Genomic DNA, 12,751 nt, shown 5'->3' with positions numbered 1-12,751 from the left:
ATTCACCTCTTAAAAATTTTCACTATAAATAAGTCTTGAGAAAAATGCGTTAACTGTAGATTCAGCCTTTACCTTGTTTTTGCACAACTGCTGAGATAGTTGATCATCGCTGAAAAGCCGATTCTTAGTATTGAGATATTTAGCATAGCTTCTAGAATTAAATTCAGGGATTGAGTAGAAACCGCTTTCAAGTTCAAGATAAGAGCTGCTATTCAGAACAAAAAATAAATCGCTCTGGTCAAGCAGTATGTCATAACCAGAGCTCGTGCAATGTAAGTATTCATTGCTTTCATACTCTGCTATGTAGTATTTACTTGCATCAAGATCACCATTAAGCTGTAAAATTGCCGCTGAACGTCCATTCCCAATACTATGGCCTTTTATTACTTTAAGTACTTTAATCTCATCATTTTCTATGAGTTCTCTTAACTTTTCATTCTTTTGATTTAATTCTTCCTCTGCCTTTCTTCTGTCTTCTTCTAATTTTGTTTCTTTTTCAACAAGCTCATTTTGTATTTGCAAAAACATATCTTGAATGGTTAAGCCATTTAGAAAGTAATCCAATACACTTGACACAAACGGCTGCAATTCACCATTATCTTCAAAGCTCTTTTCCTGCTTTTTGTCATATTGAGTGGGATTATAGATTGCATACAGAGGATAAAAACCATAATTCACCTCGTCGAATAATAACTCTATCGAAAATCCGCTCTGATCAAGTGGAAGTTTAGTAGCTAAATATCTACCATTATCATCTCTGACATATAGCTCATTTATACCATAGTGACCACTATATTTGTTGTAATAAATATAAAAATTCTCAGGATTAAGATTAAAGTAATCATCTAAATTGTTAGGTTTACCGAGCTTTTCACGTAGAAAACTCTTGCTCTTATCTGTAAGTTTGATGCGTGTAGAGAAGTAACACCGATCTATTCGGTCACCTTTTTCTATTTCAAAGTCTAGGACTATTTTATCGCTAAACATACAGAATTTCCTCACATTTCCAGTATTTATGATTATAAATTGTGTACTATGAAAAAAGCATTAAGGCTTCTCTATGTATCTAAAAACAGCGCTAACTTATGACAAAAACAGTTGACGTATTACTGCCACTTCCAATTGATCAGCTATTTTCATATGCAGTTGAGGAAGATACTGAAGTTTCAATTGGAGATTACGTAGTGGTGCCGTTTGGCAGAAAGCGTTTGATTGGAATAGTTTGGAGAGAAAGTAGCAAAAGCGATCGAGAATTAAAATTTGTTGAGCAAAAGATTGATTTACCGAGTATTAGACCAAAACTGATCGAATTTGCAGAGTGGGTTGCACAGTATAATGTAATACCTATTGGTATGCTTGCGAAAGTGATAATGGGGGAAGTGCTAAAAGTAAATCAAATAAATAAACTAGTTTATGCTGAACAAAAGCAGGAAATAAGCAAAATAGACTACCAATTAAACCCTGAACAGAAAGTAGCTCGCGATAAAGTAATAAGTAATTTGAATGAGTATTCAGTGACTTTACTTGACGGTGAAACCGGGTCTGGGAAAACGGAAGTTTATCTCTCTGTAATTTCACAGTTAATTAAGAATCATAGTATTTACGAACATTGTCTATCCTCCTCCTGTAACTCCAGTGTTTCTTTCTCCTGTCATCCCAGTGCCTACTTTTTTTGCAATTCCAATGCTCTCTTCTCTTGTCATCCCAGTGCCCCGACACTGGGATCCAGTTTTTCATATAATCTCATCACAAACATTTATTTTAATTTAAAATCAATACCAAATTTAGAATCAAAATTCCTGAATTCCAGTGTTAAACACTGGAATGACACCTTTGTATTTAAGGCAAAACCTACTGTAACACTTAGCATACTGCCTTTGCCAAGCACTGGAATGACAACAGAAGGAGGTAATGCACAAGTCCTTATCCTTCTGCCAGAAATTGTTCTAACTTCGCAATTAGTAAATCGTGTTCGCAGTCAGATATCCGGCAACATAGCTGAGTGGCACTCAGGACTTACTCCAAAAGCTCGCCGAAATAATTGGCTCAGTATCGCAAATGGAAGTGCGCAGATAATTATTGGGGCACGGTCAGCGCTTTTTTTGCCTTATAAAAACCTAAAATTGATCATCATTGATGAAGAGCATGACTCATCCTTTAAACAAGAACAGGGAATTATATATAATGCTCGAGATATGGCCATTATCTTAGCCAAGCTCGAAAATATTTCGATTATTTTATCATCCGCTACTCCGCTGCTTGAAACAATTTATCACGTTAAAAAAGGGAATTACAATCATGTAAAGCTAACCGAACGATTCGGTGGTGCGGAGTTACCGCATATAAAAGTAGTGAATAATAAGCAATGGATTTCCAATGAGCTTTTCGAAGGGATAAAACAAACCATAGAGAAAAAACAGCAAGTTATGCTCTTTCTAAACCGCAGGGGATACGCGCAACTTGCAGTTTGTAAAAAGTGTGGATACAAAATTTCCTGCTCAAATTGCGCTGTTTGGCTTACATACCACAAAAAGAAGAACGTCCTTTTGTGTCACCATTGTTCTTATCAATCAAAACTTCCAGAAAAATGCTCTAATTGTCAAAGCGAAAAGTCATTGTTCCTTTATGGTGTAGGAATTGAGAGGTTACTTGAGGAAATAGTGAAATTAATACCAAGTGCAAAAACTGCGATTATCAGCAGCGATCAGAAGTCGCTTGGTAGCGTCATTGACTCAGTGCTCAAGGAAGAGGTGAATATTATAATCGGTACACAAGTGATTGCCAAAGGGCATAATTTCCCTAAGTTAACTTTGGTTGGAGTGATAAATGCAGATTTAGGACTTGAAAATTCTGATCTTAGGGCAGCAGAAAAGACGTATCAATTATTGCATCAAGTTGCGGGTAGATCTGGGAGGTTCAACGAAAAAGGAACGGTAATATTGCAAACTAATAATCCTGAAAGTTTGATAATAAAAGCATTGCAGCAGCAAAAAAGGGATTTGTTTTATGAAATTGAACTTGAGTCAAGACGCAAAGCTAAAATGCCACCATTTAGTAGATTAATAGCGCTTATAGTTTGCGGTAAGGATCAATTTGCAACGCAGAAAGCAGCAAGTGAGATAACAAGCTTTTTGCATGATCAATGTTCAGCTACTATTCCTTCTGCGTTGTCATTCCAGTGCGTGACTAGAAAAAAAGAACTCGAAATTTTTGGCCCATCACCAGCAGCAATAAATTTCTTAAATAATAAATATCGGTATAGAGTGCTACTCAAAATACACAATAAACATAGTTTATCTATAAAGAAAAAGCTAAAATATTGGATTAAAAATTACAACTTGAATTCAAATATTGCAGTAACAATAGATGTTGATCCTGTGAGTTTTTTTTGATGAATTTTAAGAATTTATTTGATATTTACAAGAATTACTAATTAATTTTTTAATTAAAAATTTGACTTTTATTAGAATTTATCATATTATTAATATAATAAGAATAGGTAGATAATATGACTTTACTTGAAATCATCTGTAGGAAAGGGATAAAGCATAACGAAAAAATTAGAGAATTGCAGGAATTCCTTAATAAAAATATCGAAATACCTATTGACAAGGAGTTATTTAAATCAGCTTTATTTACAAAGGATATTGTAGATATAAGAAAAGAGATGGTGTATCTTATTTTGCACCACTGCATTGCACACGATAGTGCAATATCTGATAAAAAAGAGAAATTATCGTTTCAAAACGCAATGAATATTCTAGATGAAGCAGTGCATGACTATATTACTCTTGAGGATTTCTATAAATTGATCAATTTTCGAGATCAAAGTGGAAATACATTATTACACCAAGCTGTTATAAGTAATAACACTGAAGCAATAGAAGCACTTTTAAAACATGGTGCGGATCCTTTGATGGAGGGTAAAAATGAGCACACTCCATTAGATTTGGCTAAAGGAAATACAAGAAAAGTACTCATTGAATGTATGAAAGACCAAGCTCAATCGAAAAAAGAAAGTGCTAGATGTAATAGTTTGATTGGCATTATACCTGGCGTTTTTCTTGGCATTGGACTCGGTGTTGGTGGTGCTTTAGTCCCTTCAATGACTATTATATTATGCGCACTCGCAGTATCTGCTCTTGTTGCTGGAATAGCAATTGGAGTAGCTATATATTTACTAAGTCAGGACTATAAACAGGCTAAATTGATAGAAAAAGCTGTTAACCCTCAACTCTCTTTTGTCAAGCATGAAAAAACTGCAGATAATAAAGCAGTACTAGAATAACTGTGAGTTTCTTTTAACTATCCATTTGAAATCTGTTTGAGAAAACGTAGCTATAAAAACCGCAGGTACCAGTTGGTTTTTATTAGCTAAATTAAAGGTCAAGTATCTGGAATTCTGAACATAAGATCCCCCTGTATAAAAAAGATTAGAAAAAATGCAGTGCACATACGACAGATATGCTCTGAAGAGGATACGCTACATTTTTAATGAGTTTGATTAAAAAGTCTGCAGACGAAGATAGATTTTTGAGCTCAATAAATATCTCTAATTGTAATTATAATGAGATTAAAAACATGCGGAAGTAATTTTTTGTATCCGTTCAGCAGAGTGGTAAAATAAGATAGACAAAAACATAAGAACAAATGGTGTCATTTGGCACTGGCATGACAGGGAAGGGCTTTAGGAAGATGAAGTGGAACGAGTAGCAGATGGTGTCATGCCAGTGCTTGACACTGGCATCCAGCTTTTTCATAATCATCAGAAACGTTGATTACTTTTATACTCATAAATTTAACTGGATCCCAGTGTCTAGGCACTGGGATGACAGTGCGCCGTAGAAACACGGAAAGTGTTGAAGCTGTGCAGTAGATGAGGGAGGGCCCCTCGGAGCCGGTTTGCAAGAGCAGGCTTCAAACAGCCATAAGCTGCTTTGGTAAAGAGCTAAGGTAGTGAGCGTTATGGAAAAGGCACAATTATGTGTCATGTATGAAATAGAGAGACGAACGCAAGTGAACCACTGATGAAGTGTCGAAAGCGTAGAGACGACGTCAAAACCAGGGGGTAGTCGTTAACCTGGGATGAATCTACTGGGAGCTTGTTTACTGGGTAGGTGGCGTCCGGCATAAAAGTGGCGTGAATCTATTTTAGGCTATTGCATGGAACTACGGGAACCTGTCGTTTCGATGAAAAGGGAGAAGTCCAAAGAGCTGATCTCTGAGGATGAGAGTACCGATGCGAAAAACAGGGGCGGATTAGCTCGTAGTAGCGAAGAAGTTTCTGTAATGGAAATGGAGTGAAGGGGCTAAGTTATTTAGTTTTAATTATTTATCAACCGAAAGGGAGGAGTTAATGAATGAAACAAAGTCTTTTGATATACCGAAGCAACTTATTTGGAGAGCTTATAAACAAGTATCGAAAAATAAAGGTGCAGCAGGTGTAGATGAGGTCTCGATAACAAAGTTTGAAGAAAATCTAAAGGATAATCTATACAAATTATGGAATCGGATGTCTGACCTTACCCAGAAAAAGTAGACAGAAAGTTAAGACGTTTTTGCTATGAGAATGATGAATCAAAAAGCTCAGGAATGCAATAGTTAATAGTAGAATGTCTACGCTGTTTATTATAAAAAATTTCTATATATTCAAATATTGCGGTTTTAGCTTGTTGTGCAGAGTGTTGTGAAGTATCAATGAGTAACTCTCTCTTAAGTGAACTAAAAAAGCTCTCTGAAACAGCATTATCATAACAACAACCTTTGTGACTCATACTAGAAGTAATATTTTTTGTACTTAGTAAAAATTGATAATTTTTAGAGGTGTATTGCGATCCTTGATCGCTATGAAATAGTAGATTTTTAGCAGATTTGCGCCTACCAATAGCCATGAATAACGCATCTATAACTAATTGCCTATTTACTGCATTACTCATTGACCAGCCAATCACCATGCGTGAATATAAATCTATTATTGCTGCCAAATATAACCATCCTTCATTAGTTTTTATGTACGTAATATCAGTTACCCATATCTTGTTAGGTTGATCAGCGATGAAATTCTGATTTAATATGTTAGGAGTTATAACTCTATTGTCTATTTGTGGTTTTTTACTTTTAAACTTTCGTCTAAGCTTAGCTTGAATGCCATTTTTCTGCATAACATTTTGCACTGTTTTGATGTTATAATTTTTACCTAAAGCCTTTAATTCAGCGTGAATTTTAGGAGCTCCGTATCTGCATTGTGATGCTCGATATACCTTCTGAATATCTTGTATGAGCTCTTCTCTTATTGATTTTTTGTTGTTTTTTTCCTTAGTAATCCATTTATAATAACCACAAGCAGATACGTTCAAAAATCTGCATGATTCCCGTATTTTATAGCATTTTTTATGTTCTTTTATAAAAGAATATTTTACTCTTTTTGGTTTGCAAAATATCCCAGGGCTTTTTTTAAAATGTCTCTTTCCCTCGTTACTCTTGCCAGCTCTTTCTTTAAATCAAACTTTTCTTTGTCACAATGAGCTACTTTCCCTTTTCCTGGAAACGCATCTACTCCAGACATTCTATCATTGTATGTTTTTACCCATCTGCTTAATGAATCACCGCTAATACCCAAATCTCTTGCTATTTTTGCTGATGATTGACCTGTTTCTTTTACTAGTCTTATAGCTTCAATTTTGAATTCTGCTGTATATTCTTTTCTTTTTGTCATACCACACCTCTTTGAAAAAACGTTTTATTTTACTTCAAAAACGTCTTAACTTTCTGTCTACTTTTTCTGGGTAAGGTCAGTTTCTAATTCTTTATAGTCTACCAAACCGGTAGTTCTGTTTGCTTGACTCATTGTCAAACTTCCATTTTTTGTTTCTATTTTATTGTTACTTCTCGGTTTGATACAGTTTATTTAACACTTCCCTAAGTACGTAAAAAAAAACACTCCTATACTGAAAGTACAAGCATTTATTGAGATTATTAGGAATGTAAAACCTAGCAGAAATCTTGATAATTCAAACGCTGAACAACTTCAAGCTATTGATAGAAAAATCCCTTAATTGTACATAGGCCAAGTTGGCTTATGTGTTCTTATTCTCACTTTGTAAACATGCCAATAATTTTATCCACTATTCCACCCATATTTGCTTCAGCTTGAGTATGCGCTATTTTACCACCGTGTGAAATTAATTTAGGATCTGCACCAGGTGATATATTAACAAATTTACTACCAACAACTCCACTGCTAGCGATTAGAGCTGAGCTATCAATTGGCAACTTTATGTCTCTGCTTATGCACATATCGATTCGTGCTATGTAGGTAGCTTTGTCAAGCGATACACCAGTTATGCTTCCGATTTCTACACCAGAGATCTTGACACTATCACCAACCCCTACACCGTTAGCATCAGTAAAAAGGCCATGTATTTTATAGCAATCCTTATAGTTTCTCTTTATGTAAGATAGCTTATTAATAGCGAAGAAGACAAGAAAAATAGTGAAAATTAATACAAATGATCCAGCAATTATTTCAAGTATATTTGACCTTCGCATCTTTAATTATTAGGATTCCAGCTTTCATAGTAGTTTTTCACCTTTTGATTTGGGTAGTATGCACCTTTCGTACCTGTTAAATTAGGAGTTTTTCTTTTGTTATTATTAACTGGTACTTCATTATTAGTATAATGCAGCCATATATGCCATTCTGGAGGAATTGTTGTGGGCTCAGAAACATTACCATATATTACCCATCTTTTCCCTTTACTTGACTCATAGTAAGAATTTCCGTTTTCATCCCTACCTATAAGTTTACCTTTTCTCCTTAATAAGTTTGTTACTGCATTATAAATTTTAGATAACATAAAGGTATTAAAACAAAAAGTATTATATATACTAATACTTTAACGATGTATTAACAACAGTTTAATGCAATTACCAATTCTACAAGTTATTATACCAATAATTGCATCGATGTTCTGCTTTCTTACCAGGAAACATAAGGTGTCCTGGTTTATCTCTTTTTTTACAACGGCAGCTACTTTCTTTATTTCATTAATGTTGCTAGTGAAAACATACAATGGTGAAATTATAACTTATTATCTTGGAGATTGGGCTCCTCCATACGGAATAGAGTTGAGAATCGACATATTGAACTCCTTGATTCTAACTTTGGTGAATTTTATAGCGCTTATTAGCGTGCTTTATAGCTTTTATATTAACGAAAAAGAAATTAGCAAAAACAAGATCACTGGTTTTTACTCTCTATTTCTACTGTGCTTAAGCGGACTACTCGGGATTCTAGTAACAAACGACATATTCAATCTTTATGTTTTTTTGGAAATTTCATCTCTTTCTTCTTATGTATTAGTTTCAATGGGAAGGGACAAAAAAGCCCTGATTGCAGCATTTGAATACCTCATTAGTGGTACTGTAGGAGCAACATTTTACTTGTTTGGCATCGGCCTTTTATACTCTATGACCGGAACGCTCAACATGTCTGACATGGCTGAAAGAATAGTACCATTATACGATAATAACATCATAAGACTTGGTACATTATTCATTTTTGTTGGTCTCTCAATCAAAATGGCACTATTTCCACTCAGCAGATGGCTGGTTAACGCATATAGTGAAGCACCTAGCTTCGTTAGCGTATTCTTTTCAGGTACAGTAACCAAAGTGATGATATATGTTTTTATCAGAATCTTTTACACTGTTTTTCAGCAAAATTTTTTCTTACCACTGCATAATGTGATAATTATCCTCGCACTTTGCGCTATTGTATTTGGATCAATATCTGCAATAATCGAAAAAGATATAAAAAGACTGTTTGCTCACTCCAGTATCAGTCAGATTGGCTATATACTTTTAATGCTGGGTTTAAATTCAAAATCAGGTTTGTTTTCAGCAGTTCTTCACATAGTAAATCATAGCATGATAAAAACGTCTTTATTCATTGTTGCAGGGTGTATTTCTTATAAGGTTGGTATGACAAAAATAGAAAATTTATCAGGACTAAAAAAGTCAATGCCCTATACAACACTCGCATTTACTCTACTTAGTTTAGCATTAATCGGTGTACCCTTGACAAATGGCTTTGTAAGTAAGTGGTATATGATGCAAGCAATTCTTGAATCTCATGCATGGGTCTCTCTGATGGTTTTTGCTGTTAGCTCTTTTTTTGCATTAGTATACATTTGGAAAATGGTTGAGAAAATGTATTTTGAAAACAGTACAGCATCAAACGCTGGAATGACACTTAATGAGGTACCATTGCTTATGCTCTTTTGTCTATTATTTATGGCAATTTTAACGGTAATAACTGGGATATATAGTAATCCAATTCGGTTGGTAATTAATAAATTTGCTTTTTGATTTTCTTATGTTTTATTGTATCTAAAAGTCTGTAAAGTTTTCGCTGTGGATAAGCTGAAGAAGATTCACTTATTATTAGTCATGAACGTAATAGCTCTGTTTTGCGTTGGCATTGTTGTTCAATATTCTTCTGCTGGAGGAAAGTGGGCTCCATTTGCAATTCACCAATTGGTCATATTCTCTTTCTTCCTTTTGCTTGCTATAGCTATGTCATTTATAGAGCTAGATTTTTATTTGAAGCACGCTTATTTTTTTTACATAGCAGCAGTAATTGCGCTGTTAGCAGTAAATTTTTTTGGCTCGCATATAATGGGTGCAACGAGATGGATAAGAATTGGGTCAATTAGTTTACAACCATCAGAATTTGTAAAAGTGGGCTTAATACTTGCACTTGCTCGTTATTTTAATAAACAAAGTGTGTATAAAATGATGAAATTTCAAAGTTTATTTAAGCCACTTATAATTATTTTCTTACCTGTATTCCTTGTATTGAAGCAACCTAATTTAGGAACAGCTGTAATAATATTGTTTATAGGAGCATCAATTATATTCACAGCAATAATGGAAAGACCTCATTTAATAATTTTTGGAACGCTTGGCATTTTCGCAATACCAGCTATTTGGCCTTTTTTGCGCCCTTATCACAAGCAAAGGATATTATCATTTTTGGATTCATCAGTAGATCCACTTGGAATAGGTTATAATGCACAGCAATCTCAAATAGCTATTGGTTCAGGAGGTTTGTTTGGTAAGGGGTTTGTTAATGGGAGTCAAGCTCAACTTGGATTTTTGCCAGAGAAACGCACAGATTTTGCTTTTGCGGTACTTAGTGAGGAATGGGGGTTCTTAGGCAGCATGGCTTTGATTTTACTCTATACCACATTGCTTGCTATAATATTCTCCATTGCTTACAGGTCAAAAAATTACTTTTCTAAGTTAATATCTATCGGGGTTTTCGCCTTTTTTGGTGCTCATTTCTTTATAAACATTGGAATGACAATAGGCCTATTACCTATAATAGGTGACCCACTTCCATTTCTATCCTATGGCGGAAGCACAACTGCTGCGAGCTTAATATGTATAGGATTGCTACTTAGTTCCGTGACATCTACAAAGGACTTAAAGCTAAGTTTCCGATTTCACCCATAGAAAGAGCTTAGACAACCATCACTCTGCTAATGGCTAACGTCTTATTCTTCAATGAGAATCCCATTTTACGGTGCTTAAATCTATTCCCTCTTGTACCATTTCCAAAAGTGGGCTCATCTCTCTTAGCCGTCCAACATTTTTAGTAACAAGATCTGCCGCGTATAGAACTTCATCTTTAGTTGTAAATCGGCCAAGGCCAAATCTAATTGATGAATGCTCAAGATCGTGGCCATTGTTTAGTGATCTTATGACATAAGAAGGTTCAAGAGATGCGGATGTGCATGCAGAACCAGAGCTTACTGCTAAATCCTTGATTGCCATGATAAGAGACTCACCCTCAACATAAGGAAAACTTAAGTTAAGGTTACCTGGAATCCTATTTTCGTAGTCACCATTTAAAACAACATCAGGAAATGCCTCTTTTATTTTGTTGTACAAAATATCTCTCAACTCTTCTAATTTGCTTGCTTCTATTTCCATTTCTTCTTTAGCGATACGTGCCGCTTCACCAAAACCAACTGCAAGGGGAGTAGGAACTGTTCCAGAGCGCATGCCTCTCTCCTGTCCACCACCACTAATTAGTGGCGTCAACCTAACACGAGGATTTTTTCTACGGACATATAATGCACCTATTCCCATAGGTCCATAAATTTTATGGCTAGAAAGGCTCATAAGATCAATGTTCATTTCATTTACGTCTATTGGAACTTTTCCAAAGCTTTGGGCAGCGTCTGTATGAAAAAATATATTATGCTTTCTACACATTGCACCAATTTCTTTGACAGGTTGCATTACTCCGATTTCATTATTTGCCATCATCACTGAAATCAGAATTGTCTTATCAGTGATTGCCTTCTCAAGTTTCAACAAATCTATAATTCCGTTTTGCTTAACGGACAAATATGTAACTTTAAAGCCTTCATTTTCCAGATGTCGACAAGAATCTAAAACGCACTTATGCTCCGTGCAGACAGTTATTATATGATTTCCCTTATTCTTATAAAAATGAGCAACACCTTTGATAGCCATGTTATTTGATTCGGTTGCACCCGAGGTAAAGACGATTTCTTTGCTGTCTGCATTCACTAAATCAGCAATGTGCTTCCTTGCTTTTTCTACTGCTTCCTCAGCTGTCCAACCAAATGAATGGCTACGAGAGTGTGCATTACTAAACTCACCAAAATAAGGTATCATCACCTCCAAAACACGAGGATCTACTTTAGTAGTAGATTGATAATCGAGAAATATTGGTAATTTTATTTTAGCATTGCGTATTTTTTCCATATTCATAGTCAGGTTTCAGCATAGAAGTTACAATATTTAGTAGCACTAAAGCTTAATTTTTTCAAGATATAATCTTGCCTAAACTATTACAGTGTCTGTGGTTTTATGACAAGCCAACACATAACTCATTACATCCAACAATGAAGCCAGTAGAGCTAATGGAGAGAGCAATAGTAAATAGCAGTAGACCAGGAGATATTGTACTTGATCCATTTAGCGGTTCTGGCAGCACACTGATTGCATGTGAAAGAACAGGAAGAATTTGTAGGACAATAGAGTTAGATTCAAAATTTGTAGATGTAACGATAAAACGTTGGCAAGTATACACGGGAAGAGATGCAATTTTAGCCGGTACTGGCAAAACCTTTTCAGAGATTCAAGAAGAAAACTCGTAAAAAATAGGCAAAAAAAAAGTGAAAATCACGCAAACAGAATGGGCAAGAGAGATAGGAGTATCAAAGCAATATGTCTGTTATTTAGTAAAAAAAGGAATAGTTAAGTTGGAGGATGGTTTGATCGACCGAGAACAAGCAAATGAAGCAGTAGCGGCAATAAGAGATCCAAGTCAGCCACTGAGGAGGAAAAATCCAGAAAACGAAAATACAAGTAACCTTTCCACGATGTTGCTAAAAACTAGAATAAAAAATGAAATGGAACGAGGTAAACTGCTTGAGGCAAAGGCAAAAGCTGAGATTGGTGAACTTGTAGCAGTAGAGGAAGTAAACGCGAAGCATTTAATGTAGCAAGAGTTGTCCGTAATAATTTGCTTAATATTCCAAATAGAGTTTCAGCACTACTTGCATCACTGAGTGACACTGAAAAGATTCACGAAACACTAACTGAGGAAATTACAACCTCACTTGAAGAATTATCTAATATTAAGTTTTAAATAATGTCTGCTAACTTAAGTTTAGAATTAATAAAGTGTCTTATTAATCAACCAGGATGT

The 12,751-nt window shown here is 35.1% G+C and carries 12 protein-coding genes and 2 pseudogenes; 8 read left to right on the top strand and 6 right to left on the bottom strand.

Translation table 11 applies throughout. The features are described 5' to 3' along the window. Positions 1 to 9: 9 nt before the first annotated feature. Entirely contained in the window at positions 10 to 987 is a 978-nt protein-coding gene (locus ABWU52_RS06620) for a hypothetical protein (RefSeq protein WP_353276721.1), read from the bottom strand. Positions 988 to 1,085: 98 nt separating this feature from the next. Between ABWU52_RS06620 and priA the strand changes: the two genes are divergently transcribed. The 4 genes from priA to ABWU52_RS06600 all read left to right on the top strand — a co-directional run bounded on the left by priA (position 1,086) and on the right by ABWU52_RS06600 (position 5,539). Beyond that, positions 1,086 to 3,392 carry a primosomal protein N' gene (priA, locus tag ABWU52_RS06615; RefSeq protein WP_353276719.1) on the top strand — a complete coding sequence of 769 codons (2,307 nt, stop codon included), beginning with the start codon at positions 1,086 to 1,088 and terminating at the stop codon, positions 3,390 to 3,392. A gap of 116 nt (positions 3,393 to 3,508) precedes the next feature. Continuing rightward, positions 3,509 to 4,288 (top strand): ankyrin repeat domain-containing protein, encoded by a 780-nt coding sequence (locus tag ABWU52_RS06610; protein ID WP_353276717.1) that lies wholly within the window; start codon positions 3,509 to 3,511, stop codon positions 4,286 to 4,288. 875 nt (positions 4,289 to 5,163) lie between these two features. Beyond that, positions 5,164 to 5,304, top strand: a complete 141-nt coding sequence (locus ABWU52_RS06605; protein ID WP_019078704.1) for a hypothetical protein — start codon at positions 5,164 to 5,166, stop codon at positions 5,302 to 5,304. Between the two features lie 52 nt (positions 5,305 to 5,356). Continuing rightward, positions 5,357 to 5,539: a hypothetical protein gene (locus ABWU52_RS06600; RefSeq protein WP_353276715.1), complete on the top strand. Its 183-nt coding sequence runs from the start codon at positions 5,357 to 5,359 to the stop codon at positions 5,537 to 5,539. Positions 5,540 to 5,561: 22 nt separating this feature from the next. Here ABWU52_RS06600 and ABWU52_RS06595 read toward each other — a convergent pair whose 3' ends face one another. The 4 genes from ABWU52_RS06595 to ABWU52_RS06580 all read right to left on the bottom strand — a co-directional run bounded on the left by ABWU52_RS06595 (position 5,562) and on the right by ABWU52_RS06580 (position 7,856). Continuing rightward, positions 5,562 to 6,440, bottom strand: a complete 879-nt coding sequence (locus ABWU52_RS06595; protein WP_353277659.1) for an IS3 family transposase — start codon at positions 6,438 to 6,440, stop codon at positions 5,562 to 5,564. Then, complete coding sequence (locus ABWU52_RS06590; RefSeq protein WP_064085359.1) at positions 6,416 to 6,715, bottom strand: transposase; 300 nt, start codon at positions 6,713 to 6,715, stop codon at positions 6,416 to 6,418. Before ABWU52_RS06590 ends, ABWU52_RS06595 begins: the two co-directional genes overlap by 25 nt. 377 nt (positions 6,716 to 7,092) lie before the next feature. After that, entirely contained in the window at positions 7,093 to 7,548 is a 456-nt protein-coding gene (gene mlaD / locus ABWU52_RS06585) for an outer membrane lipid asymmetry maintenance protein MlaD (protein WP_006014110.1), read from the bottom strand. 2 nt (positions 7,549 to 7,550) lie between these two features. Further along, positions 7,551 to 7,856: an NADH-ubiquinone oxidoreductase subunit NDUFA12 family protein gene (locus tag ABWU52_RS06580; RefSeq protein WP_264330658.1), complete on the bottom strand. Its 306-nt coding sequence runs from the start codon at positions 7,854 to 7,856 to the stop codon at positions 7,551 to 7,553. A 64-nt stretch (positions 7,857 to 7,920) separates the two neighbouring features. On the opposite strand from ABWU52_RS06580, the gene ABWU52_RS06575 reads away from it, so the two are divergent. Together ABWU52_RS06575 and rodA are read left to right on the top strand one after the other, a co-directional pair. Beyond that, complete coding sequence (locus ABWU52_RS06575) at positions 7,921 to 9,369, top strand: proton-conducting transporter membrane subunit (protein WP_353276712.1); 1,449 nt, start codon at positions 7,921 to 7,923, stop codon at positions 9,367 to 9,369. A 45-nt stretch (positions 9,370 to 9,414) separates the two neighbouring features. Beyond that, positions 9,415 to 10,518 (top strand): rod shape-determining protein RodA, encoded by a 1,104-nt coding sequence (gene rodA, locus ABWU52_RS06570; protein ID WP_353276711.1) that lies wholly within the window; start codon positions 9,415 to 9,417, stop codon positions 10,516 to 10,518. A 48-nt stretch (positions 10,519 to 10,566) separates the two neighbouring features. Here rodA and ABWU52_RS06565 read toward each other — a convergent pair whose 3' ends face one another. Then, a complete protein-coding gene (locus ABWU52_RS06565) occupies positions 10,567 to 11,808 on the bottom strand; it encodes an IscS subfamily cysteine desulfurase (RefSeq protein ID WP_353276709.1) in 1,242 nt (413 codons plus the stop codon). An 89-nt stretch (positions 11,809 to 11,897) separates the two neighbouring features. Between ABWU52_RS06565 and ABWU52_RS06560 the strand changes: the two are divergent. Both ABWU52_RS06560 and ABWU52_RS06555 read left to right on the top strand, forming a co-directional pair. After that, positions 11,898 to 12,197: pseudogene (locus ABWU52_RS06560) on the top strand (DNA-methyltransferase); the annotation flags it as partial. A gap of 18 nt (positions 12,198 to 12,215) precedes the next feature. After that, positions 12,216 to 12,691, top strand: a pseudogene (locus tag ABWU52_RS06555) (hypothetical protein). The last annotated feature ends 60 nt before the right edge of the window (positions 12,692 to 12,751 follow it).

It is taken from the genome of Wolbachia endosymbiont (group B) of Villa cingulata, assembly GCF_964028285.1.
In the GTDB taxonomy this organism is placed as follows: Bacteria; Pseudomonadota; Alphaproteobacteria; order Rickettsiales; family Anaplasmataceae; genus Wolbachia.
Note: the sequence above shows the minus strand (reverse complement) of the source record. Positions and strands in the feature narration are given on the sequence as shown.